At 63.4% G+C, this 25,129-nt stretch carries 22 protein-coding genes; 17 read left to right on the top strand and 5 right to left on the bottom strand.

All coding sequences use genetic code 11. The features are described 5' to 3' along the window. Positions 1–36: 36 nt before the first annotated feature. Positions 37–2,025 (bottom strand): sigma-54-dependent Fis family transcriptional regulator, encoded by a 1,989-nt coding sequence (locus CAG46_RS22725; protein WP_085617849.1) that lies wholly within the window; start codon positions 2,023–2,025, stop codon positions 37–39. A 255-nt stretch (positions 2,026–2,280) separates the two neighbouring features. Here CAG46_RS22725 and CAG46_RS22720 point away from each other — a divergent pair, with 255 nt between their 5' ends. The 17 genes from CAG46_RS22720 to CAG46_RS22640 all read left to right on the top strand — a co-directional run bounded on the left by CAG46_RS22720 (position 2,281) and on the right by CAG46_RS22640 (position 20,457). Further along, a complete protein-coding gene (locus tag CAG46_RS22720; RefSeq protein WP_025337551.1) occupies positions 2,281–3,801 on the top strand; it encodes an aldehyde dehydrogenase family protein in 1,521 nt (506 codons plus the stop codon). Positions 3,802–3,998: 197 nt separating this feature from the next. Then, positions 3,999–5,447: an ethanolamine permease gene (gene eat / locus CAG46_RS22715; RefSeq protein ID WP_013970695.1), complete on the top strand. Its 1,449-nt coding sequence runs from the start codon at positions 3,999–4,001 to the stop codon at positions 5,445–5,447. Positions 5,448–5,493: 46 nt separating this feature from the next. Continuing rightward, positions 5,494–6,888 (top strand): ethanolamine ammonia-lyase subunit EutB, encoded by a 1,395-nt coding sequence (locus tag CAG46_RS22710; RefSeq protein WP_025337549.1) that lies wholly within the window; start codon positions 5,494–5,496, stop codon positions 6,886–6,888. 8 nt (positions 6,889–6,896) lie between these two features. After that, positions 6,897–7,715 carry an ethanolamine ammonia-lyase subunit EutC gene (gene eutC, locus CAG46_RS22705; protein ID WP_025337548.1) on the top strand — a complete coding sequence of 273 codons (819 nt, stop codon included), beginning with the start codon at positions 6,897–6,899 and terminating at the stop codon, positions 7,713–7,715. Positions 7,716–7,823: 108 nt separating this feature from the next. Next, entirely contained in the window at positions 7,824–8,282 is a 459-nt protein-coding gene (locus tag CAG46_RS22700; RefSeq protein WP_003257044.1) for a GNAT family N-acetyltransferase, read from the top strand. A 250-nt stretch (positions 8,283–8,532) separates the two neighbouring features. Further along, on the top strand, positions 8,533–9,180 hold the full coding sequence (locus CAG46_RS22695; RefSeq protein WP_025337547.1) for a DedA family protein: 648 nt from the start codon (positions 8,533–8,535) through the stop codon (positions 9,178–9,180). A 9-nt stretch (positions 9,181–9,189) separates the two neighbouring features. After that, a complete protein-coding gene (locus tag CAG46_RS22690; RefSeq protein ID WP_025337546.1) occupies positions 9,190–10,005 on the top strand; it encodes a zinc-dependent peptidase in 816 nt (271 codons plus the stop codon). Positions 10,006–10,098: 93 nt separating this feature from the next. After that, positions 10,099–10,626 carry an inorganic diphosphatase gene (gene ppa, locus CAG46_RS22685; RefSeq protein WP_003255365.1) on the top strand — a complete coding sequence of 176 codons (528 nt, stop codon included), beginning with the start codon at positions 10,099–10,101 and terminating at the stop codon, positions 10,624–10,626. A gap of 397 nt (positions 10,627–11,023) precedes the next feature. Next, positions 11,024–11,725: a helix-turn-helix transcriptional regulator gene (locus CAG46_RS22680; protein ID WP_085617847.1), complete on the top strand. Its 702-nt coding sequence runs from the start codon at positions 11,024–11,026 to the stop codon at positions 11,723–11,725. A gap of 433 nt (positions 11,726–12,158) precedes the next feature. Beyond that, positions 12,159–13,310, top strand: coding sequence for an efflux RND transporter periplasmic adaptor subunit (locus tag CAG46_RS22675; RefSeq protein ID WP_085617845.1), 1,152 nt, complete (start codon positions 12,159–12,161; stop codon positions 13,308–13,310). Beyond that, on the top strand, positions 13,307–13,993 hold the full coding sequence (locus CAG46_RS22670; RefSeq protein WP_025337543.1) for an ABC transporter ATP-binding protein: 687 nt from the start codon (positions 13,307–13,309) through the stop codon (positions 13,991–13,993). Before CAG46_RS22675 ends, CAG46_RS22670 begins: the two co-directional genes overlap by 4 nt. Then, positions 13,993–15,204: an ABC transporter permease gene (locus CAG46_RS22665; protein WP_085617883.1), complete on the top strand. Its 1,212-nt coding sequence runs from the start codon at positions 13,993–13,995 to the stop codon at positions 15,202–15,204. Before CAG46_RS22670 ends, CAG46_RS22665 begins: the two co-directional genes overlap by 1 nt. Further along, positions 15,204–16,400, top strand: coding sequence for an ABC transporter permease (locus CAG46_RS22660; RefSeq protein ID WP_085617843.1), 1,197 nt, complete (start codon positions 15,204–15,206; stop codon positions 16,398–16,400). The genes CAG46_RS22665 and CAG46_RS22660 overlap by 1 nt, the downstream gene beginning before the upstream one ends. 367 nt (positions 16,401–16,767) lie before the next feature. Then, positions 16,768–18,513 (top strand): copper resistance system multicopper oxidase, encoded by a 1,746-nt coding sequence (locus CAG46_RS22655; protein WP_085617841.1) that lies wholly within the window; start codon positions 16,768–16,770, stop codon positions 18,511–18,513. Further along, complete coding sequence (locus CAG46_RS22650) at positions 18,510–18,833, top strand: hypothetical protein (protein WP_085617839.1); 324 nt, start codon at positions 18,510–18,512, stop codon at positions 18,831–18,833. The genes CAG46_RS22655 and CAG46_RS22650 overlap by 4 nt, the downstream gene beginning before the upstream one ends. Beyond that, entirely contained in the window at positions 18,823–19,770 is a 948-nt protein-coding gene (locus CAG46_RS22645; RefSeq protein WP_085617837.1) for a copper resistance protein B, read from the top strand. The genes CAG46_RS22650 and CAG46_RS22645 overlap by 11 nt, the downstream gene beginning before the upstream one ends. A gap of 9 nt (positions 19,771–19,779) precedes the next feature. After that, positions 19,780–20,457 carry a c-type cytochrome gene (locus CAG46_RS22640; RefSeq protein WP_085617835.1) on the top strand — a complete coding sequence of 226 codons (678 nt, stop codon included), beginning with the start codon at positions 19,780–19,782 and terminating at the stop codon, positions 20,455–20,457. Between the two features lie 19 nt (positions 20,458–20,476). Here the strand turns inward: CAG46_RS22640 and CAG46_RS22635 are convergent, their stop codons facing one another. The 4 genes from CAG46_RS22635 to CAG46_RS22620 all read right to left on the bottom strand — a co-directional run bounded on the left by CAG46_RS22635 (position 20,477) and on the right by CAG46_RS22620 (position 24,952). Beyond that, entirely contained in the window at positions 20,477–21,586 is a 1,110-nt protein-coding gene (locus tag CAG46_RS22635; protein WP_085617833.1) for an NAD(P)/FAD-dependent oxidoreductase, read from the bottom strand. A 199-nt stretch (positions 21,587–21,785) separates the two neighbouring features. Beyond that, positions 21,786–22,049: a DUF3077 domain-containing protein gene (locus tag CAG46_RS22630; RefSeq protein ID WP_085617830.1), complete on the bottom strand. Its 264-nt coding sequence runs from the start codon at positions 22,047–22,049 to the stop codon at positions 21,786–21,788. Between the two features lie 156 nt (positions 22,050–22,205). Then, on the bottom strand, positions 22,206–22,448 hold the full coding sequence (locus CAG46_RS22625) for a hypothetical protein (protein WP_085617828.1): 243 nt from the start codon (positions 22,446–22,448) through the stop codon (positions 22,206–22,208). Between the two features lie 326 nt (positions 22,449–22,774). Beyond that, on the bottom strand, positions 22,775–24,952 hold the full coding sequence (locus tag CAG46_RS22620) for a TonB-dependent siderophore receptor (RefSeq protein WP_025337534.1): 2,178 nt from the start codon (positions 24,950–24,952) through the stop codon (positions 22,775–22,777). Between the last annotated feature and the right edge of the window lie 177 nt (positions 24,953–25,129).

Below are 25,129 nucleotides of genomic sequence, written 5' to 3'. Positions count from 1 at the left end.
AGCCCAGGGCGCGACAAATCGCACCAGATGTTTCGCTCAGTCGGCCCTGGTGATGCCGTGTTTGCGCAGTTTTCGATACAAGGTATTGCGGCTGATGCCCAAGTGCTCGGCGACACGGGTGAGGTGCCAGTGTTTTGCCTCTAGCGTCTCCAACAATGCTTGCCGCTCCGCATCCTGTAGGAGCGGCCTTGTGTCGCGATCGGGCTGCGAAGCAGCCCCTGCAAATTGGTCGGCGCGGCTGGGACCCTGGGGCCGCTCTGCGGCCCTTTCGCGACACAAGGCCGCTCCTACAGGGACGGTGCCGTTGCGGAGAATGGCGGGGAGATCAGGGAACATGATGCGGGAGTCTTCGCAAAGTGCCACCAGGGTACGCAGCACGTTGCGCATCTGCCGCACGTTGCCCGGCCAGGCGAAGTCGAGCAGTGCCTGCCGTGCCCTGGGCTCGATATCGATCGGTTCTCCCTGCGCCTCCTGACGCAGCAGAAAGTCCAGCAACTGCGCCTTGTCACTGCGCTCGCGCACCGCAGGCAATGCCACTTCCAGGCCATTAAGCCGGTAATACAGGTCCTCGCGGAAACTACCCTGCTCCACCCGTTCCAGCAGGTCTCGGTGGGTAGCGCTGACAATGCGTACGTCGACCGCCTGCGGCTCGCCACCGATCGGCACCACCTGGCGCTCCTCCAGTACGCGCAGCAGACGAGTTTGCAGGGCCAGTGGCATGTCGCCAATTTCGTCCAGCAGCAAGGTGCCGCCATCGGCCTGCAGCAGCTTGCCGCGCATGCCTTCCTTGCGCGCACCGGTAAAGCTGCCGCCGCGGTAGCCGAACAGTTCGCTCTCGATCAGGCTCTCCGGGATCGAGGCGCAGTTGATGGCGACGAACGGCTTGCCGCGCCGCTCGCTGGCCTGGTGCACGGCCTGGGCAAAGGCCTCCTTGCCACAGCCGGTCTCGCCGCGCAGCAACAGCGGCACATCGCGCTCGAACACCCGCACGCTACGGCGGAAGTCGTTCTGCAAGGCCGGGTCGAGCAGGCAGATAAGCGGTTCCACTTCCCGTGCGGGTCGCGGCTGGGCGGCCGGCACCGACCACACCGGTGCGCGCGCCTGGCCACGCAGGCTGGCGAACACCTGGCGCCCGTCCAGGGTATGCAGCGGCCAGGCCGTACTGCCACCGGGCGTGGCGCGGCTGAACAGTTCGTCGTGGCTGCAAGCGAAAAAACGTTCCAGCGGTTTGCCCAGCACGCCACCACGCACCGTGCCCAGCAGGTTCAGCGCGCTCTGGTTGGCGGCGCAGATGCGCCCGTCACCGTCGAACGCCAGCAGGCCTTCGCTGAACAGGCCGACCGACTCGGCCTGCAGGTGAAAACGCAGCAGCCATTGCTGTTCGAAATGGCGCAGGAAGTAGCAGCTTTCGATCATCTTCGCCGACAGGTTGACCAGGGCCATGGTGTGGAACTGGCTCTGGCGGGAAACGTCGGGCCGCGCCGAAGACACATCCAGCACTGCCAGCAACTCGCCATGCGGGTCGAACACCGGGCTGGCCGAGCAGGTCAGGCCGGTGTGGCGACCACGGAAGTGCTCGTTCTGGTGAATGGTCAGCGCTTGGCGCTCGACCAGGCAGGTGCCGATGCCGTTGGTACCCTCGCGCGCCTCGCTCCAGTCAGCGCCCAACCACAGGCCGGCGCGCTCGAAGCTGCGCCGCTCGGTCGGCGCGCTGACGCAATTCAGGATCACCCCACGGGCATCGGTCAGCAGCACCGCATGGCCGGCCCCCGAAAGCTGCTGGTGCAGGCTGTTCATTTCATGGTCGGCAATCTGCAGCACCTGGCGCAGGCGCTCGCGGCTTTCCAGCAGGCGCCCATGCTCGAGCACCACCGGGGCCTCGATCACCGACGGGTCGAGGTGGTAGTCCTCCAGGCAGCGCAGCCAGGAGCGGGCGATGGACGGGTCACTGCCGCCCTCCCCGACCCCACCATGGGCGACGGTATGGACTTGCTGGGCATGGCGACTGAAATGATTGCTCTGCATTGTTGTAGTTCTCCGCAGATAGAGAGTCCCGCCAGCATCCTCCACCCGGGAAGGCTTTGCAATGCACCCTCCGGTTACGTGTCGCAAATGGCACAAAGTGTCACCCCCGCGCGTACCGGCGCTGGCACAGCGACCGTGGGCCAGGCACCGATAACCGAGCCAAGTCATTGATTTTCTTGGTGCCCGAAACGCTGGCCCAACCTTTGCTCTACGCTTTCCAACTCCCTAACAAACACAATAGCCAGGAGACACACCATGCGTTACGCACATCCCGGTACCGAAGGCGCGAAGGTTTCCTTCAAGAGCCGCTACGGCAACTACATCGGTGGTGAGTTCGTTCCTCCGGTAAAGGGGCAGTACTTCGAAAATACCTCCCCGGTGAATGGCAAGCTGATCGCTGAATTCCCTCGCTCCACTGCCGAAGACATCGATAAAGCCCTGGATGCCGCCCACGCTGCGGCCGACGCCTGGGGCCGCACTTCAGTGCAGGACCGCTCCAACGTTCTGCTGAAGATCGCCGACCGTATCGAGCAGAACCTCGAACTGCTGGCCATTACCGAAACCTGGGACAACGGCAAGCCGATCCGCGAAACCCTCAATGCCGACATTCCGCTGGCGGTCGACCACTTCCGCTACTTCGCTGGCTGCATCCGCGCCCAGGAAGGCGGCGCCGCGGAAATCAACGAAGGCACCGTGGCCTACCACATCCATGAGCCACTGGGCGTGGTCGGGCAGATCATCCCGTGGAACTTCCCGATCCTGATGGCCGCCTGGAAGCTCGCCCCGGCACTGGCCGCCGGCAACTGCGTGGTGCTCAAGCCGGCCGAACAGACCCCGCTGGGCATCACCGTGCTGCTGGAAGTGATCGGTGACCTGCTGCCAAAAGGCGTGCTCAACGTGGTGCAAGGCTTTGGCCGCGAAGCCGGTGAAGCACTGGCCACCAGCAAGCGCATCGCCAAGATCGCCTTCACCGGCTCGACCCCGGTCGGCTCGCACATCATGAAATGTGCCGCCGAGAACATCATCCCGTCCACCGTCGAACTGGGCGGCAAGTCGCCGAACGTGTATTTCGAAGACATCATGCAAGCCGAGCCAAGCTTCATCGAGAAGGCGGCCGAAGGCATGGTGCTGGCGTTCTTCAACCAGGGCGAGGTATGCACCTGCCCGTCACGGGCACTGGTACAGGAGTCGATCTACCCGCAGTTCATGGAAGTGGTGATGAAGAAGGTGCTGCAGATCAAGCGCGGCGACCCGCTGGACACCGACACCATGGTCGGCGCCCAGGCCTCGCAACAGCAGTTCGAGAAGATCCTGTCGTACCTCGACATCGCCCAGAAGGAAGGCGCCGAGTTGCTGACCGGCGGCAAGGTCGAGAAACTGGAAGGCTCGCTGGCCACCGGTTACTACATCCAGCCGACCCTGCTCAAGGGCAACAACAAGATGCGCGTGTTCCAGGAAGAAATCTTCGGCCCGGTGGTCAGCGTCACCACCTTCAAGGACGAAGCCGAAGCCCTGGCGATCGCCAACGACACCGAGTTCGGCCTGGGTGCCGGCGTGTGGACCCGCGACATCAACCGTGCCTACCGCATGGGCCGTGGGATCAAGGCTGGCCGCGTGTGGACCAACTGCTACCACCTGTACCCGGCGCATGCCGCGTTCGGTGGCTACAAGAAGTCGGGGGTCGGGCGTGAGACCCACAAGATGATGCTCGACCACTATCAGCAGACCAAGAACCTGCTGGTGAGCTACGACATCAATCCGTTGGGCTTCTTCTAAACCGGCGCATTTGGGGCTGCTGCGCAGCCCATCGCGACACAAGGCCGCTCCTACAGAAACCGCGTCCTCTTGTAGGAGCGGCCTTGTGTCGCGATGGGCCGCAAAGCGGCCCTAAAGCCTCTGGCTCGCTTCCTGCAGTACCCATCACCATCGGCCCGGAACCCGTCCGGCCACCAAGAAAAACAACAGGTGAATCTATGCCAAGCGATCATTCCGCCGGCTCGCCGGCAGGCTCTTCCGTCGACTTCGAAAAAGTCGGCTCGGACTATTTCCAGCAACGTGAACTGAAAAAAGGCGCCGCCGGCTGGGTCCTGCTGGTCGGCCTGGGCGTGGCCTACGTCATCTCCGGCGACTATGCCGGCTGGAACTTCGGCCTGGCCCAGGGCGGCTGGGGCGGCATGTTCCTCGCCACCCTGCTGATGGCCACCATGTACCTGTGCATGTGCTTCTCGCTGGCCGAACTGTCGTCGATGATTCCCACCGCAGGCGGCGGCTACGGCTTTGCCCGCAGTGCCTTCGGCCCCTGGGGCGGCTTCCTCACCGGGACGGCGATCCTCATCGAGTACGCCATCGCCCCCGCCGCCATCGCGGTGTTCATCGGCGCCTACTGCCAGTCACTGTTCGGCATCGGCGGCTGGATGATCTACCTGGCGTTCTACATCGTGTTCATCGGCATCCACATCTTTGGCGTGGGTGAGGCGTTGAAGCTGATGTTCATCATCACCGCCATCGCCGCCATCGCCCTGGCCGTGTTCCTGGTGAGCATGGTGCCCCATTTTGATGCAGCCAACCTGTTCGACATCGCCAAAACGGACGCCGTGGGCGCCAGCAGCTTCCTGCCGTTCGGCTATGTCGGCGTGTGGGCGGCCATCCCCTATGCCATCTGGTTCTTCCTCGCCGTAGAGGGCGTGCCGCTGGCTGCCGAAGAAACCAAGAACCCCAAGCGTGACCTGCCACGCGGCCTGATCGGCGCCATGCTGGTGCTGCTGGCCTTCGCCCTGCTGATCCTGGTGGTCGGCCCCGGCGGCGCAGGCTCCGAAGCACTGAAAGCGTCCGGCAACCCGCTGGTAGAAGCCTTGTCCAAAGCCTACGGCGGCAGCACCTGGATGGGCGGCTTCGTAAACCTGGTCGGCCTGGCCGGGCTGATCGCCAGCTTCTTCTCGATCATCTACGCCTACTCCCGGCAGATCTTCGCCCTGTCCCGCGCCGGCTACCTGCCGCGCAAACTGTCGGAAACCAACAAGAGCAAGGCCCCGGTACTGGCCTTGATCATCCCCGGGATCATCGGCTTTGCCCTGTCGCTGACCGGCCAGGGTGACCTGCTGATCCTGGTGGCGGTGTTCGGCGCTACCCTGTCGTACGTGCTGATGATGGCCGCGCACATCACCCTGCGCATCCGCCGGCCGAAGATGGAGCGCCCATACCGCACCCCCGGTGGCATCTTCACCTCGGGCCTGGCACTGGTACTGGCCTGCATCGCCGTGGTCGCCGGTTTCCTGGTCGACCCACGGGTGGTGATTGGCGCCGCAGTGATCTATGCGGTATTAATTGCCTACTTTGCTTTCTACAGCCGCCACCACCTGGTCGCGGGTACACCGGAAGAGGAATTCGCCGCGATCCAGAAGGCCGAAGAGGCCTTGCACTGATCGCCGCCACCCGCCGCGGGGCAACCCGCGGCTCTGGAGAGTCTGTATGGCAAGTTTCGTACACACGGTCGGCCACCTGGTCTACCGCTTCGACAGCCTCAAGGAAGTGATGGCCAAGGCCAGCCCCGCCCGCTCGGGGGACTACCTGGCGGGCGTCGCGGCCAGCAACGACGGCGAACGGGTCGCCGCGCAGATGGCCCTGGCCAATATCCCGCTGACCCATTTCCTCAACGAAGCGCTGATCCCTTACGAAGATGATGAGGTAACACGCCTGATCATCGACACCCACGATGCCCAAGCCTTTGCCCCGGTCAGCCACCTGACCGTGGGTGGCCTGCGCGACTGGCTGCTGAGCGAAGAGGCCAACGAGGACAGCCTGCGCAACCTGGCACCCGGGCTGACGCCGGAAATGGCCGCCGCGGTGTCGAAGATCATGCGCGTGCAGGACCTGGTGCTGGTGGCACAGAAGATCCGCGTGGTCACCCGGTTCCGTGGCACCATGGGCCTGCGCGGGCGCCTGTCGACCCGGCTGCAGCCCAACCACCCCACCGACGAGCCGGCCGGCATCGCCGCCAGCATTCTCGACGGCCTGCTGTACGGTAACGGCGACGCCATGATCGGCATCAACCCGGCCACCGACAGCATCGCCTCGATCTGCGCCCTGCTGGAAATGCTCGACGCCATCATCCAGCGCTACGACATCCCCACCCAGGCCTGCGTGCTGACCCACGTCACCACCTCGATCGAGGCGATCAACCGTGGCGTGCCACTGGACCTGGTGTTCCAGTCCATCGCCGGCACCGAGGCGGCCAACGCCGGGTTCGGCATCAACCTGAACGTGCTGCAGGAAGGCTACGAAGCGGGCCTTTCGCTGAAACGCGGCACCCTCGGGCAGAACCTGATGTACTTCGAAACCGGCCAGGGCAGCGCGCTGTCGGCCAACGCCCACCACGGCGTCGACCAGCAGACCTGTGAAACCCGCGCCTATGCCGTGGCCCGCCACTTCAAGCCGTTCCTGGTCAACACCGTGGTCGGCTTCATCGGCCCGGAGTACCTGTACAACGGCAAGCAGATCATCCGCGCCGGCCTCGAAGACCACTTCTGCGGCAAGCTGCTGGGAGTGCCGATGGGTTGCGACATCTGCTACACCAACCACGCCGAAGCCGACCAGGACGACATGGACACCCTGCTGACCCTGCTGGGCGTGGCCGGGATCAACTTCATCATGGGCATCCCCGGCTCCGACGACATCATGCTCAACTACCAGACCACCTCGTTCCACGACGCGCTGTACGCGCGCCAGACCCTGGGCCTGAAGCCCGGGCCGGAGTTCGAGGCATGGCTGGCCCGCACCGGCATCTTCACCCAGGCCGATGGCCGGGTGCGCTTTGGTGACAACCTGCCGCCGGCCTTCCGCCAGGCCTTGGCACAGCTTGCATAGGGATGACCATGGACCACCGCACGCCTACCCCCGACAACCCTTGGCTGGCCCTGCGCAACCTGACCCCGGCGCGCATAGCCCTGGGCCGCACCGGCACCAGCCTGCCGACCGGTGCGCAGCTGGACTTCCAGTTTGCCCACGCCCAGGCCCGCGATGCCGTGCACCTGGCCTTCGACCATGCCGGCCTGGCTACCCAGCTGAGTGACCGCGGGCGCGAAAGCCTGGTGCTGCACAGCGCCGCCAGCGACCGTAACCAGTACCTGCAACGCCCGGACCTGGGGCGACGGCTGAACGAAGATTCGGTTGCCGCGCTGCGCCAGCACGCCCAGGCCAACCCCGGCGGGGTCGACCTGGCCATCGTCGTCGCTGACGGCCTGTCGGCACTGGCCGTGCACCGCCACACCCTGCCGTTCCTGGCGCGCTTCGAGGAACAGGCCGCCGCCGACGGCTGGACCAGCGCCCCGGTGGTGCTGGTGCAGCAGGGCCGCGTGGCAGTGGCCGACGAGGTTGGTGAGCTGCTGGGCGCACGGATGACGGTGATGCTGATCGGCGAACGCCCGGGGCTCAGCTCGCCCGACAGCCTTGGCTTGTACTTCACCTATGCACCGAAGGTCGGCCTGACCGATGCCTACCGCAACTGCATTTCCAACATCCGCCTGGAGGGCCTGAGTTATGGCATGGCGGCGCACCGCTTGCTGTACTTGATGCGCGAAGCCTGCCGGCGCCAGCTTTCCGGGGTGAATCTGAAGGACGAAGCCGAGGTCCATAGCCTGGAGAGTGAACACAGCACCGGCCAGAAAGGTAACTTCCTGCTCGGCAAAGGGTAAAAAACATGTCACGGAAGGCGGATTGCACTTGCACCGCGCATTGGGCAGCATGCCCTTGAAGGCTGATGGCAATCCGCTGTTTCCCCTAATGGACTCTGAGGGCCGCACATGCGCATCATCAAGGCAACCCTGGAACACCTCGACCTGCTCACGCCGATGTTCGTCAAATACCGTGAGTTCTATGGGCAGCTACCCTACCCTGACAGCTCGCGCAGTTTCCTGGAAAAGCGCCTGAAGCGGGATGAGTCGGTGATCTACCTGGCGCTACCCGATGATGACGACGGCAAACTGCTGGGATTCTGCCAGCTGTACCCAAGCTACTCATCGCTGTCGTTGAAGCGGGTATGGATTCTCAACGATATCTATGTGGCCGAGGACTCGCGGCGCATGCTGGTGGCCGACCACCTGATGCGCGAGGCGAAGAAAATGGCCAAGGAAACCAACGCCGTGCGCATGCGGGTGTCGACCAGTGCGGACAATGAGGTAGCGCACAAGACTTACGAATCCATCGGGTTTCGTGAGGATAACGAGTTCAAGAGCTATATCCTGCCGATCAGCCAGGATTGACTGTGCTGGCCTCTTCGCGGGTAAACCCGCTCCCACAGGCATAGCGGCGCATCTGAAGTCGGTGCTGTACCTGTGGGAGCGGGTTTACCCGCGAAGAGGCCGGTACAGGAATACCCCCCTGTCGTAACCCCCCGCTACAAACTCCCCGGGCATGTTCCTGACTTAGCCGTATAATGGCCCACCTGTCATGTGTGAAAATTTACCCATCCCCAGGTAACCGAGCCTACGCCCAAGAACACAGGTGCTGTACATGGATTTCAACCCGCTGGACCTTATCCTGCATCTCGATGCCTACCTCGATCTGCTGGTCACCAACTACGGTCCCTGGATCTACGCCATCCTCTTCACCGTGATCTTCTGTGAAACCGGGCTGGTGGTCATGCCCTTCCTGCCCGGTGATTCGCTGCTGTTCATTGCCGGCGCCGTAGCCGCCGGTGGCGGCATGGACCCGTTGCTGCTGGCCGGCCTGCTGATGGCCGCCGCGATCCTCGGCGACAGCACCAACTACGTGATTGGCCGCACGGCCGGCGAGCGGTTGTTCAACAACCCCAACTCGAAGATCTTCCGTCGCGACTACCTGCAGCGTACCCACGACTTCTATGAACGCCACGGCGGCAAGACCGTGACCATGGCGCGCTTCCTGCCCATCCTGCGCACCTTTGCACCGTTCGTCGCCGGCATCGCCCACATGCACTACCCGCGCTTCCTCGGTTTCAGCGTCGCCGGTTCGCTGCTGTGGGTAGGCGGCCTGGTGACCCTGGGCTACTTCTTCGGCAACGTGCCATTCATCAAGCAGCACCTGTCGCTGATGGTGGTGGGCATCATCATCCTGTCGCTGGTGCCGATGATCCTCGGCCTGCTGCGTGGCCGCCTGGGCCGCACGGCCAAGGCCCACTGAAACCTGCCGATGTGGTCGTTCAGCGCCTGGCGGCGCAAGCGCACCCTGGCGCGCTACCCCATCACCCCCCAGCAATGGCAGGCCGTGCGCGAGCGCCTGCCGATGCTGGATGGCATCACGGACGAAGAAGATCGCTGGCTGCGTGAAGCCTGCATCCTGTTCCTGCTCGACAAGCACCTCACCTGCCTGCCCGGCGTCGAACCGGATGACGAGCAGCGCCTGTTGCTGGCGGCCCAGGCGCAGTTGCCGCTGCTGCACCTGGGCGAGCTGAACTGGTACCAGGGTTTCCACGAAATCATCCTCTACCCCGACGACTTCAAGAGCCCCCAGCGCCACCGCGATGCCAGTGGCGTTGAGCACGTGTGGGACGGCGAGCACAGCGGCGAGGCCTGGCAGCAGGGCCCGATCATCCTCGCCTGGAACGGCGTGCTGGCAAGCGGTGGCTGGGAGGCCTACAACCTGGTCATCCATGAACTGGCGCACAAGCTCGACATGCTCAATGGCGATGCCAACGGCCTGCCGCCGCTGCACAGCGGCATGCCCGTGGATGAATGGGCAACTGCCATGCAACAGGCCTATGACGACCTCAACCGCCAGCTGGACGCCAACCCCGACGCCGAAACCGCCATCGACCCGTATGCCGCGGAGAACCCCGCGGAGTTCTTTGCCGTCACCAGCGAGTACTTCTTTAGTGCTCCCGACCTGCTGCAACAGGCTTATCCACAGGTCTACCGCCAGTTGTCGCTGTTCTACCGCCAGGACCCACTGGCGCGCCTGTGCCGGCTGCAGGCCGAACACCCGGAATACCGCGAAAGCCACGCCTGACGGGGCCGCACATCAGGCCAGGCGTGGCATGCCCATGCAGAATGTGCCTATAATCGCCGCCACTTTTTTGGTCAAACACGGGGGCACTGCCCAATGAGCTACAGCAAGATTCCGGCGGGCAAAGACCTGCCGAACGACATCTACGTCGCCATCGAGATCCCGGCCAACCACGCGCCGATCAAATACGAGATCGACAAGGACAGCGATACCCTGTTCGTCGACCGTTTCATGGCTACCCCGATGTTCTACCCAGCCAACTACGGCTTCATCCCGAACACCCTGGCCGATGACGGTGATCCGCTGGACGTGCTGGTCGTTACCCCTTACCCGGTAGCCCCAGGTTCGGTTATCCGCGCCCGTCCGGTCGGCGTGCTGAACATGACCGACGACGGCGGCGGCGACGCCAAGGTCATCGCTGTTCCTCACGACAAGCTGTCGCAGCTGTACGTCGATGTGAAGGAATACACCGACCTGCCAGCCCTGCTGATCCAGCAGATCGAGCACTTCTTTGCCAACTACAAAGATCTCGAGAAGGGCAAGTGGGTCAAGATCGAAGGCTGGGAAGGCGCTGACGCCGCCCGTGCCGCGATCACCAAATCGGTTGCCGCCTACAAGGGCTGATGCCGGTTGCATGAAGAACCCCGCCTCGGCGGGGTTTTTTTTGCCTGATGGATGGCTGGCCTTCGCCACCCGTTGTGAAGACGGCCTGTGGGTTGGCGGCCTGTGGGAGCGGCCTTGCGTCGCGATGGGGCGCGAAGCGGCCCCCCAATACATCCCGCACGATTTACCTGAAAAACCGCGTTGCCTGATTTGCGGCCGCTGCGCGCCCGATCGCGACGCAAGGCCGCTCCCACAGACCGCACACAGACCATCCCCACAGAAATCGCGCCGCTGCTCGATGCGGTAATAAATCCTACACAGTCCTACTCCAACGCCCTACAAACAGGCGCTTTTCACACAAGCCCCATCAACATCCGGTTCATATCCTTGCTGGCACCCCGCCGCTACACTCGCCGCCATGAACACATCCGGCGACCGACTCAAAGCCCTCCTCCACGAATGTGGCCTGACCTCTTCCGATTTCGCCGCCCAGCGCAGCGTCACCCCCCAGCACGTCAACAACTGGCTCAAGCGCGGCGTGCCTTTGGCCCGGCTGGACGAAATGGCCGACCTGTTCTGCGTGCATCGTCGCTGGTTGCGCACGGGCGAAGGCCCCAAACACCACAACCCGATCCTGCGCAGCTGCCCGCCAGGGCCGGCGCCTGCCAACCCGCGCACGCCGCTGTCGGCGCAAGGCGGCCGGGCACTGAAGGTGCCCTTTTACGAACTGCACAACGGCCTGCTGTCACCCGTGGCGGGCAAGCACCTGTGCCTGCCCGCAAAAGCCCTGAAAGAGTTGGGAGTGCATGCCGACAACGCCATCTGCCTGGCGATGCCCGCCAGCAACATGACACCGCTGATTCCGCTGCAGGCCACCCTGGCCATCGACCTGGGCATGACCCAGGTGTTCGAGGGCGAAACCTATGCCCTGCTGCACAACGGCGTGCTCAGGGTGAACAACCTCAGCCTCGGCCAGCACGGCACCCTGTACCTGCACAGCCATGATCGGCGCAACTATGCGGTCGAACGCTACACCACCGCCCAGCGCCAGACACAAGGGCTGGAGATTCTGGGCTGGGTGTTCCACTGGTCGCATTTCCGCCAGCAACGGCCCGACTGAAACAACCTGTGCCATTTTTTGCTGGGCATCCTGCGCGCGCCCTTGTATGCTACGCCGCACATTCAGCCCCCGACCGGCGCGAGCCGCGGTCCAGAGGGCTCGGCGATATCCCACACGGGCATCTGCCATCTCTTTCAGGCCCTTGATGGCCACACAGTTAAGGCGATTGCGGCTTACCATAAATTAGTCGGAAGCGTCCCCGAGAAGCCGGCCACAAGCCGGCTTTTTAATGCCTGCCATTCTCATCCTCTGAAACCTTCTCCAGCCTCTCCATCGCCGGGGAATCGCCGCTGCGTGAGCGAAAAAAATCTCATTCGCCATTTATCTGACACTACACTAACGCTCATCCGAAAATCGTCGGATAAATGACGTTTCGCGTGGAGCTTTCACCCTCCTGATCTAGGCTCAAGCCATATGGGAGGAGGTGTAGTCCATGCGCAAATTATTGATTGGCTCGTCGATCCTGGCTTGTCTCGTGGTGTTGGGCGGCTGGTTGAGTCGACCGCAGCCGGTGCCGGTCAGGCTGCTGGAAGTTGAGCGGGGGCCGGTGGAGACGGTGGTGGCCAACACGCGCGCGGGTACGCTGAAGTCCTGTCGACGCTCGCACCTGTCCTTCAATGTCGGCGGCCAGGTTGCCGAGTTGCTGGTCAGCGAGGGCCAGCGGGTCCAGCCGGGTCAGGTGCTCATGCGCCTGCGGCAGGACGAGCAACAGGCCAGGCTGCAGGAAGCCGAGGCGCGGCTGGAGGCCCAGCGCAACACCCGCGAACAGCGCTGCCAGCAAGCTCTGCTGGACCGGCGCGACCTTGATCGCCTCGGCCAGTTGGCCGACCGCAAGTTGATTGCCGCCGACCGCCTCGATCAGGCGGCGACCAAGGCCAACCTGGCGAAGCTGATGTGCAGTGCCAGTGCCGTGCTGATCCGCGAGGCCGACGCCAGCCTGCAGCTGCAGCGTTCACTGCTGGAACAGACAACCCTGCGTGCACCATTCGCCGGCATCGTTGCGGAAATCAACGGCGAACTCGGCGAGTTCGTCACCCCTTCGCCGCCAGGTATTCCCACGCCGCCGGCAGTCGACCTGATCGACGACAGCTGCCTGTTTGTAGAGGCACCGATCGATGAGGTGGACGCTGCCCGGGTTCACCCGGGAACCGCCGTACGGATCAGCCTGGATGCCTTCCGTGGTCAGCATTTCACCGGCCGCGTCAGCCGCATCGCGCCCTATGTGCGCGAACTGGAGAAGCAGGCGCGCACCGTCGATGTCGAGGTGCGCTTCGACCAGCCGCCGGCAGACCTGGCCCTGCTCACCGGCTATAGCGCCGATGTCGAGATCCTCCTGGAGCAGCACGCGGGCGCCTTGCGCATCCCCACCGAGACCCTGCTGGAGGGGCAGCGCGTGCTGCGATATGACCCGAGCGCCCGGGTGTTGCGCGAGGTGCAGGTGCAAACCGGGCTGAGCAACTGGCGCTGGACAGAGGTGCTTGCAGGACTGGACGAGGACGCACGCATAGTCGCCAGCCACGAGCAGGAAGGGCTCAAGGATACCGTGGCGGTGATCCCGGTGGATGCCGCGGAGACCGAGAAATGATCCGCCTGCGCGGCGGCAGCCGCAGCTTCCAGTTGGGCGAGCAGCAGGTGATGGGGCTGGATGGCCTGGACCTGGACATCGCCGCCGGTGACTACATGGCGGTGATGGGCCCGTCGGGCTCGGGCAAGTCGACCTTGCTGAACATCCTCGGCCTGCTCGACGCGCCGAGCGCCGGCGAATACTGGCTGCAGGGCGAGGCCACGGCGGCGCTGAGCGAGGCGCGCCGCGCCCAGTTGCGCAGCCGGCTGATAGGTTTCGTGTTCCAGTCCTACCACCTGATCGCACGGCTGACGGTGCTGGAAAACATCGAGCTGCCGATGGTCCTCGCCGGCATTGGTGCGGCACAACGGCGCAAGCGCAGCAGCCAATTGGTGGCACGCCTGGGGCTGGGCGAGCGCATTGCCCACCGCCCGGCCGAGCTGTCCGGTGGCCAGCGCCAGCGCGTGGCGATCGCCCGGGCGATGGTCATGCAACCGGCGCTGCTGTTGGCCGACGAACCCACCGGCAATCTCGATAGCCAGGCCGGCGCAGAGGTCTTCAGCCTGCTGGAGGAGCTCAACGGCGAGGGTCTGACCCTGATAGTGGTGACCCACGATGCCAGCCTGGGCGCCCGTGCACAGCGCCAGCTGCACATGCGTGACGGGCGGATCCACAGTATTGCGCCGCAGTGGGCGCTGGCCTGATGCGCGCTGCCGATGCCCTGGGCTTCTGGCTAGGTGCCTTGCGTGGGCATCGCTCGCGCAGCCTGATGCTACTGCTGGCCATCGCTATCGGGGTGGTCGCGGTCAACCTGCTCACCGGTCTTGGCGCGGGGGCGCGGGCCTTCGTCCTGAACGAGTTCTCGCTGCTCGGGCGCGACATCCTCATCGTTTTCCCGGGGCGCAAGGAAACCACCGGGCGAATGCCGCCGCTCACCGGGCTGACGCCACACGAGTTGACCTTGCAGGATGTCCAGGCCATCACCCGGTTGCCGGGCATCCGCCGGGTCGCGCCGCAGCAGGCCGGGCAGATGGAGGTGATAGTCGGCAACCGCAATCGTGAAGTGCTGACGCTGGGCACCACCCGGGACTTCTTCGCCATTCGCCAACTGGCGGTCGTCCAGGGCCAACCCCTGCCGACGCTGGACCCTGAACAGGCCGAGGCCGTCTGCGTGATCGGCGGCAAACTCCGGCGCGAGCTGTTCGGGGCTCGCCCGGCCTTGGGTGAATGGTTGCGCGCTGGCGACCGGCGCTTCCGGGTGGTCGGCATTCTCGGTGAGCGGGGCGAATCGCTGGGGATGGATTTCGCCGAGATGTTGATCATCCCGGTGGCCAGCGCCCAGGCCTTGTTCAATAGCGAGGGGTTGTCGCGGGTGTTTGTCGAGGTGCATGGTCCGAGCTTTCTCGACCGTAGCAAGCAGCTGATACTCGCCGCGCTCAAGGAGCGCCACGAGGGTGAGGAGGACGTCACCCTGGTCAGCCAGGACAGCCTGCTCAGCGCCTTCGACCAGATACTCGCGGTGCTGACCCTGGCGGTGGCCGGCATTGCCGCGATCAGCCTGCTGGTGGCAGGCATCCTGATCATGAACGTGACCTGGATTGCAGTAAGCCAGCGCAGCGCCGAGATCGGCCTGCTCAAAGCCATAGGCGTGACGGCGGCACAGCTGCGCCTGCTGTTCCTCGGTGAGGCGGCGCTGCTGGCCCTGACAGGGGCACTGGCAGGGCTGCTGCTGGCCGAAACCTTGCTCTGGCTGGGGCGCCTGGCGTTCCATCTGCCGCTCTATGCCCCCTGGTGGGCGCGGGCTGGCGCAGTGCTGCTGGCACTCGGCACGGCGCTGTTGTTCGCCTGGCTGCCGGCCGCTCGGGCCTCGGCGCTGGAGCCGGTGGCGGCGCTACGCCCGCCGGGGGCGCACTGATGCGCTGGCAAGATGGTTTCCGGCTGACCAGCTCGGCGCTGACCTGCCGCCCGCTGCGCAGCCTGCTGACCCTGCTCGGGGTAGCGATCGGCATAGCCGCCGTGGCGCTGCTCACGGCCATAGGCGAAGGCGTGCGCGGCTATGTGCTGGAGAACTTCTCGCAGTTTGGTACGCGGATCATCACCGTACGCCCGGGCAAGACCCAGACCAGCGGCCTCGGCGGCCTGCTTGGCAACGTGCGCCCACTAACCATCAGTGACACCGACGCCCTGCGGCGCTTGCCGCATGTCGAGGCGGCGGTGCCGATCATTCAGGGCAGCGGGAATATCCAGTTCGGTCAACTGAGCCGGCGCAGCGACATTCTCGGTGGCGGCCATCAGATGGCGCAGGCCTGGCGCATGCAACTGAGCCTGGGCGAGTTCCTGCCCCCGGCCCGTGACGGCCGTTCGCCGCCCTATGTGGTGCTCGGCCATCAGCTGCGTACCGAGCTGTTTGGGGCGCGCAACCCGCTGGGTGAGCTGATCCGCGTCGGCGGCGTGCGTTTCCGGGTGATCGGCGTGATGGCGGAGAAAGGCCAGTTGCTCGGTTTCAACCTCGACGATATCGCCTACATCCCGGTGGACTGGGCGGAAAGCCTGTTCAACCGCACCGGGGTGGTCAAAGCCCATGTGGTGTTTGGCGCAGGTACCACTTCCCGGGCATTGAGCCGGCAGATTCGCGAGGTGCTCGGCGAACGACACGGTGCGGAGGACTTCAGCCTGACCACCCAGGACGACATGCTGCGCAGCTTCAACCGCGTTCTCGGCACCCTGAGCCTGGCCATTGGTGCCTTGGGGGGCATTTCGCTGCTGGTCGGCGCCGTCGGCATTCTCACCATCATGACGACCACTGTGGGCGAGCGCACGGCGGAAATCGGCCTGTTGCGGGCGATTGGCGCCAGTCCGCGGCAGGTACTTGGGTTGTTTCTCGCTGAAGCGACGCTGCTGTCCCTGGCCGGTGGCCTGCTTGGCCTGCTGTTGATGGGCATGCTGCTGGGGCTACTGCACCTGGCCATGCCGAGCCTGCCCTTGGCGCTGCAACCGCTGTTTCTGCTGCTGGCGCTGCTGCTGGCGGCGGTGCTCGGCATTCTTGCCGGCCTGGCCCCGGCCGTGCGGGCGGCCCGCTTGCATCCGGTGGCGGCGCTGCGCATCGAGTAGCGGCCAGGCCAAAGAGCCGCTTGATAGGGCTGCTTTGCAGCCCTTCGCGGGCACGCCCGCTCCCACAGAATACATAACCCAAAGATTTCGCAGAGCCTTGTGGGAGCGGGTTTACCCGCGAACACCGGCAAAGCCGGTGCCATACACCGCGTCGCATTCTTCGCGGGTGAACCCGCTCCCACAGAGTACGCGGCGCGCTTACTGAATTTGACCCACCGCAAGCTGACAGAAAAGTAATCTGAAGCTCAGCCAGCTGACAGCGCAGGTCCGCTAGCGTTAGGGAAGATTGTGGGGCTTCTCGCCCCACGGGCTGGGGCGTTCAACCGCCTGAATACCAGCAACTTTTCGACTGACTGGACGCAACGGCATGCAAAGCAAAACCACCAGACGCTCCTTCGTCAAAGGCCTGGCCGCTACCGGACTGCTTGGCGGGCTGGGCATGTGGCGCGCGCCGGTCTGGGCCGTGACCAGCCCCGGCCAACCGAATGTGCTGAGCGGCACCGACTTCGACCTCTACATCGGTGAGCTGCCGGTCAACATTACCGGCACTGCACGTACAGCGATGGCCATCAACGGCTCCATTCCCGGGCCCATCCTGCGCTGGCGCGAAGGCGATACCGTCACGCTGCGTGTGCGCAACCGCTTGCAGCAGGACACCTCCATCCACTGGCACGGCATCATCCTGCCGGCGAACATGGACGGCGTGCCGGGCCTGAGCTTCCATGGCATCGCCCCAGACGGCATGTATGAGTACAAGTTCAAGGTCCAGCAGAACGGCACCTACTGGTACCACAGCCACTCCGGTTTCCAGGAGCAGGTCGGGGTGTATGGTGCCCTGGTCATCGACGCGAAAGAACCTGAGCCGTTCACCTATGACCGGGACTATGTGGTCATGCTCAGCGACTGGACGGATGAAGACCCTGCACGGGTGCTGTCCAAGCTCAAGAAGCAGTCTGACTACTACAACTACCACAAGCGCACGGTGGGCGATTTCGTCAACGATGTGAGCGAAATGGGCTGGTCCGCCGCGGTAGCCGACCGCAAGATGTGGGCCGAGATGAAAATGAGCCCCACCGATCTCGCTGACGTGAGCGGTTACACCTACACCTACCTGATGAACGGCCAGGCCCCGGACGGTAACTGGACGGGCGTGTTCAAGCCGGGCGAGAAAATCCGCCTGCGCTTCATCAATGGCTCGGCCATGACGTATTTCGATGTGCGAATTCCCGGCCTGAAGATGACGGTTGTCGCGGCGGATGGGCAGCATGTCAAACCCGTCGCGGTCGACGAGTTCCGCATCGCCGTTGCCGAAACCTACGATGTCATCGTCGAGCCCGAAAGCGAGCAGGCTTACACCATCTTCGCTCAATCCATGGACCGTACCGGGTATTCCAGGGGCACCCTGGCTGTTCGCGAAGGCTTGCAAGCCGCTGTTCCAGCTGTCGATCCACGGCCGATCATTTCCATGAGCGATATGGGCATGGATCACGGCGACATGGCTGGCATGGATCACGGCAGCATGGCAGGCATGGACCACGGCAACATGGCTGGCATGGACCATGGCTACATGGCTGGTACCAGCGCGCCCATGCAGAGCCACCCAGACTCCGAGAGCAACAACCCGCTGGTCGACATGCAGACCATGACCCCGACACCAAAACTGGGCGATCCGGGCATCGGGCTGCGTGACAACGGCCGCCGCGTGCTGACCTATGCGGACCTGCGCAGCACCTTCCCGGACCCGGACGGCCGCGCGCCTGGTCGCACAATCGAGCTGCACCTTACCGGCCACATGGAAAAGTTCGCCTGGTCCTTCGACGGCATCAAGTTTTCCGATGCCGAGCCACTGCGCCTCAAGTATGGCGAGCGCCTGCGCATCACCCTGGTCAACGACACCATGATGACCCACCCCATCCACCTGCATGGCATGTGGAGCGACCTGGAGGATGAGAACGGCAACTTCATGGTGCGCAAACACACGATCGACATGCCGCCTGGCTCAAAACGAAGCTATCGCGTCACGGCAGATGCCCTGGGGCGTTGGGCCTATCACTGTCACCTGCTGTTCCACATGGAAATGGGCATGTTCCGCGAAGTCCGTGTGGACGAATGAACTGGAGATCCGAGATGAGCAAACCAATGAAACGAAGCGTGTTTTTCCTCTCTGCTGCAATGGCCGGCCTGTTTGCCGTTTATGCCCCGTCGTCGTGGTCCGGCGACAACAATCAGCAGCCTGCCGATGCCGCAAAAGCCAAGGGTGCCCAAGGCATGGACCATGGTTCGATGAAGGGCATGGATCATGGCGCCATGAAGGGCATGGACCACGGTTCGATGAAGGGTATGGACCATGGCTCGATGCAAGGCATGGACCACGGCAAGATGATGGAATCCCATGGCAGCGACAAAGCCAAGGCAGAAAAAGATGCTCAATAGCCTGGCACATCCATCGCTGCTGGCATTGACCGTTTCGCTCGGCGTGCTGGGCGCTGCGCCCAGCTTCGCCGCTGAAGAAATGGACCATTCGATGATGGACCACGGCAAGATGGATCATGGCAGCATGCCGGGCATGGACCACGGCGCCATGGATCATGGAGCCATGAACCATGAAGCGATGGACCATTCGAAAATGAACCACGGCTCGGCGAATACGCCGACGACCAGCCGTACCCCGATCCCGGTGCTGACCGATGCCGACCGCCAGGCAGCCTTCCCCCCATTGGGCGGGCATCAGATGCACGACAGTGCGGTCAACAGCTTTTTCCTGCTGGATCAACTCGAGTACCAGGACGCCGATGAAGGCAGCACGCTGGCCTGGGATGCTTCTGGCTGGGTAGGCGGCGATATCAACCGGCTGTGGATCCGCTCCGAAGGTGAACGTACCAACGGTGTCACCGAGGATGCCGAATTGCAGCTGCTGTACGGCCGCTCGATCAGCCCATGGTGGGATGTGGTTGCCGGGGTGCGCCAGGACTTCAAGCCTGAATCCCCCCAGACCTGGGCGGCGTTCGGTATCCAGGGCATGGCGCTTTACGACTTCGAAGCCGAAGCCACCGCGTTCATTGGCGAGAACGGCCAGACTGCCGCGCGCCTGGAAGGCGACTACGACATTCTGCTGACCAATCGCCTGATCCTGCAGCCGACCGCTGAAGCCAATTTCTATGGCAAGAACGACCCTGTGCGCGGCGTGGGTTCCGGCCTGGCAAATACCGAAGTCGGGCTGCGCCTGCGCTATGAAATTGTCCGCCAGTTCGCCCCCTACATCGGCATCACCTGGAACCGCTCCTACGGCAAAACCGCCGATTTCATCCGCGACGAGGGTGGTGATGTGGATGAAGCGCGTTTCGTGGCCGGTATCCGCATGTGGTTTTGAGAACCAGACATGAAAAGAACAATAACAACGCTTGTTGCAGCAGGCGCGGTGGCCAGCGTGGCCGTGCTGGGTGCTGCGTACTCCGGCCTGGTCAACGTCGGGGCCGATGATCCCCATTTCCCCGCCGTGCATGCCTTTCTGGCCATGGCACGGGACCGCTCGATCGCAGTACGGGCCAGGGACATCCAGGTGCCGGACCTGAAAGATGAAACGCTGATTGGTACCGGCGCCGGTAACTACAATGCCATGTGCATCGGTTGTCACCTTGCCCCTGGCGTCGAGAAGACCGAGCTCAGCCAGGCTCTGTATCCATCGCCCCCCAACCTGACCAAAAGCGGGATTGGTGGCGACCCCGCTGCGGCGTTCTGGATCATCAAGCACGGCATCAAGGCCTCTGGCATGCCGGCCTGGGGCAAGAGCATGGGCGATGAATACATCTGGGGCATCGTCGCCTTCCTGGACCAGTTACCCCAGTTGAACGCCGAGCAATACAAAACGATGGTCGCGGCCAGTGGCGGCCACCAGCATGGTGGTGGCGAAAGTGAAATGCACAACCATGAAGGCCAGCACCGCGGCAACGTGCCTGACCACCATGGTGAGCAGGCCTCGGGCGCAGGCCAGCATGATGAGGGGCATTCAAAGGCCCATACTCATCGCGATGGCAAGCAGCACATGCATAAAGACTGAAGGCAGCTTCGCACTGCCCTCAGTTGTCACGCAGGGTATGCAGCACGCGATCCGCCAATGCCAGGCAACTGGTCAACCCCGGTGACTCGATACCAAACAGGTTCACCAGCCCCGGCACACCATGCTCGGCGGGCGTACTGATGACAAAGTCCGCCGCCGGGTCCTGAGGGCCGCTGATTTTCGGGCGGATGCCGCTGTAGGCCGGTTGCAGGCTGGCGTCGGGCAGGTCGGGCCAATAGCGCCGTACGGCGGCATAGAAGCTGTCGCCGCGCCGGGGGTCTACCGGGTAGTCGATATGTTCCACCCACTCCACATCCGGGCCGAAGCGCGCCTGGCCGCCCAGGTCGAGGGTCATGTGCACGCCCAGGCCGGCGTGTTCCGGTGCGGGGTACACTAGGTGCCGAAATGGCGCACGACCGCTCAGGCTGAAATAGCTGCCTTTGCATAGATAGGCCTGGGGCACATGGGCCGGGTCGAGGCCGGTGATGTGCCCAGCGACTTCAACTGCCGATAACCCGGCGCAGTTGACCAGCCGCTGGCAGGTCAGGCTCATCGGCTCGGCACCGCCCATGTTCAGGCTGAAACCGGCCTCGATCACCCGCGCGGCAAGCAGTGGGGTATGCAGTACCAAGGTGGCGCCCGCAGCCTCGGCGTCACCCAGCAGGGCGAGCATCAAACCGTGGGAGTCGATGATGCCGGTGGACGGCGACCACAGCGCGGCGACACATGACAGCGCCGGCTCCAACTCACGCGCCTGGTCGGCGTCGAGCCATTGCAGGTCATCGACACCATTGCGCCGGCCCTGCTCCAGCAGGCGCTGCAAGCCTTCGACCTGGGCCGCATCGGTGGCGACGATCAGTTTGCCGAGGCGTTGGTATTCAACGCCCCGACTGTCGCAATAGGCATACAGGCGTTGCTTGCCCTCGACACACAGCTGCGCCTTGAGGCTGCCATCGGGGTAATACAGGCCGGCGTGGATCACCTCGGAGTTGCGCGAGCTGACCCCGACGCCAATGCCCTCGCCCGCCTCCACCACCAGCACTTCATGGCCAGCCTGCGCCAAGGCGCGCGCCACCGCCAGGCCGACCACACCGGCCCCGACCACCACACACTCGATATCAACGCTCACCTGCACCTCGCTTGTCGAAAGGCTTGACTGGCCTGTATTACCCCAGGCGCCACTCTAATCAAGCGGGCCAGCAGGTGTATACCGACAGGTTTGCAGCGCCTGTCAGACCGAGCGCCGCGCGGGCGGCGCTCGGTCTCATAGGCGCTGAAATTGCCAAGGCGAACCCCTTGCGGCCTTCACACAACCTGAAGGCAAACACTCACTGCTTCATACCCAACTCAGCATCATCCATCAGCGCCTTGGCCATCGCACTCAGGTAGTGCGCAGCCCAGATCATCATCGGCTTCTCATCCATCAGGCCGGTGATGGTCAGTTCGCGGACATAGCCCATCAACTCCGAAGACTGCTCGCGGGCATCGCGGCAGGGGATGCCGGGCTCGATGCGGAACAGTGGGTGGGTGCCATGTTCGCCTTGGTAGAACGTGGTCTTGCCGACAGTGAATTGGGTGTCTTCTGTGGTCATTTTTGAATCCCCTGAAAATTCTCGACTGCCTGGACGGGCCCTTTCGCGGGTGAACCCGCTCCCACAGGTACTGTGCAAGTCTTGAAGACTGTGGTGATCCTGTGGGAGCGGGTTTACCCGCGAAAGGGCCCGCCCAGACAACACATCACTCAAGCCTCAGTGCAAAGTCCTGGGCCCAGCGGGCATCTGCACCTGAATCAATGCCGACTCCAGCAAAGCCCGCAGCGTCTCCAGTTCATGCATCGACGTCATCATCAAAACCGACGCCGGCGACTTGGGCTGCAGCAGCATGGCCTGATGCACAACGGTCGCAGCGCACAGCGCATAGTCCGTGGCCTGGATCAGGGTGTCTTCAAGGGAATGAATATCGTGGGGTGGATCAGGAACAATCTTAAGCATGGTGACACTCTCTATAGGTTGGCTAGAGCTGCCACTCATTACTTGCAGTGTGATGGGTGGCAGCCACGTACGGGTCTGCAAGACCGGCAGAGAGCAAAATCCGGCAGGTTCGAAAACCTCCCGTACGCAGCCACCATTAAGCGCGCGCAATGGCATGCCATTGGCATCGGTGATCGGCATTTTGCTCTGGACAGGCTTGCAGGCCCGGTCGCTGATTTGGCAACGACTGGGCCACACTAGGCCGCCAGGAGCACCACCGCAATGGCTCAAGGGCGCTAGGAAGCTATTTCAGAAATGGCCTACGCGCAACGGGAAAAATCTGATTATCAGAAGTCATACCGCGCCCCAACCATCATGCTCCGCGACGGCCCGTAGAAGTTGAACGTCGAGGTCGACCCCACCCGCGACAGGTAGTCCCGGTCGAACAGGTTGTTGATGTTGAAGGTGGCCGTCAGCTTCGAGGTAACCGGATAAGACAGCATTGCATCCACAGTCGCATAGCCTGGCGCGTCGATGCGCACACCGCCGTTCTCGGAATAGAAGTTGCTCATCGCCGAAATACCGCCACCAATGGCCAGGCCGTTCAGCGGCCCTTGGCTGATGGTGTACTTGCTCCACAGCGATGCCTGGTTGCGCGGCATGATGAAGAAGGTGGTTTCGGCATCGCCCTTGAGGGTTTCGGTTTCCATCCAGGTGTAGCCGGCCAGCACCTCCCAGTTCGGCGTCAGCTTGCCGCTCACTTCCACTTCGGCGCCTTTCACACGGGTCTTGCCGGATGCAACAGAGTCAGTGGTAGCCACACCGTCGGCGTCATACACGGTGGTCGCGCGGTTCTTGTCCGTCAGGCGGAACACCGAGAAGCGAGTATTCAGGTCGCCGCCGAAGTAGCTGCTCTTGAGACCGAACTCGTACTGCTCGCCCTCACGCGGCTTGAGCACCCGGCCATTGCTGTCGGTGTCGGACTGCGGCTTGAAAACCTGCGAATAGCTGGCGTACAGCGCATGGTTCTCGGTCAGGTCGTAGACCAGGCCGCCATACGGGGTGAAGTGGCCATCCACGCGCTTGCTGTCGTTGGTGGTGGCGCCGCTGCTGAGGGTAGTGGTGTAGAAATCACCGCGGTACCAGCTGAAGCGGCCCCCGGCGATCAGCGCCAGACGCTCGACCGGGCGGAAGGTGACCTTGGAGTACAGGCCGTATTCCTCTTCCTGCATACCGGTCTCGGTGCTGTAGTTGGGCGATGGCTTGGCGAACTGCTTGGGCGAGTATGTATTGACGTTGATGGCGCCCAGGTTGGTTGTGCCGTTGAGGTACTCGGTGTCGTAATTCTTGTAGTCGCTGCCGACCACGAATTCGCTGACCTGGCCGAAGGTTTCGAACGGCTGGCTGTAGCTGGCGTCCAGCGAGTAGGTGTCCTGGGTGAAATCGCGGGCGCTGGCGCGCTCGGAGTTTGCGCCAGTGGTGGCGTTGGTCGCGGTGAAGGCGTACAGGTAATTGGTGTCGCGATGCGAGCCACGGGCTGCGACACGGCCATAGCCGCCGTTGTCGAAGCGGTGGGTCAGCTCGGCGACCAGGTCGGTGGTCTTGCCGTCGAAGTAATTCCAGTCAGCCCCCAGGAACTTCGAATGGCTGAAGTCGGGTACTTCGCCGGACAGCGTTGCCGGATAGCCATTGTGCGGGGTGATGTTCTTCACTTCATGAATCAGGCCGAACGACAGGGTGGTGGCGTCGTCCAGGTCGACGTCCAGCGCACCGTAGTAGCTGTTGCTGGTGTTGGCGTTGTAGTCGACCTCGCCATTGGTGTCGTCACGCGAGGCGATGAAGCGCCCGCGCACCCGGCCGGCATCATCCAGCGGCCCGCTCAGGTCGATTTCTTCGTGGTTGGTGTCCCAGGTGCCATAGCTGCCTTCGACATGCCCCTGGAACTCGGCGGTCGGGCGCTTGCGCACCATGTTGACGATGCCGCCCAGTTCGCTGGTGCTGCTGAACAGCCCGGCCGGGCCACGCATGATCTCGACACGGTCGAATGCCGCCAGTGACGGTACTGTACCGAAGATGCTGGCCATGGGCGCCGGCAGGCCGTCGATATTGAACTCGCTGTACTCGTAGCCACGGGCGTAGATCGACGAACGGCCACTGTCGTTGGTCAGGGTGCGCAGGCCGGCGGTGTACTTGGCCAGGTCATCGAGGTGCACGAACTGGCGGTCCTTGACGTAGTCCTGGGTGTAGACGGTGATCGATTGCGGGATGTCCTTGAGCGCTGCGGGGGTCTTGGTGCCCACGGTGGCGGCATCCACGCTGTAGCCGCCAGTTTCTTCCGACGGCAGCATGTCATACAGGCGGTTGCCTTCGATGGTCAATGCCGGCAGGTCAAGCGCGCTGTCCTCGGCAGACGCCTGGGTCGCTACCGTCTCGGCCAGTGCCGACAACGAAAACGGCGCCAACAGCCCCAGCACCAGCCAGCCCCGAACCCGTCGCGAGTCCCCCAAACTTTTGAAACTGCTCATGACACACCCTTTCCCCAAATGGTAGTAATTCGCAAACGAAACAAGTTGCTTTTTGCGAACGATACCGAAGGGGAATCGGGGGTGCAGCAGGATTAACCTTCTTAACACATCCAGGCGTTGCCCTCGCCCTGCCGGCAATGGGATGATTCGTAACTGATACGAATTCTCATTCAAGGC

Origin of the sequence: Pseudomonas sp. B23(2017) (assembly GCF_002113725.1) — a bacterium.
Classification (GTDB): domain Bacteria; phylum Pseudomonadota; class Gammaproteobacteria; order Pseudomonadales; family Pseudomonadaceae; genus Aquipseudomonas; species Aquipseudomonas putida_Z.
This window is presented reverse-complemented; position numbering and strand designations above follow the sequence as displayed.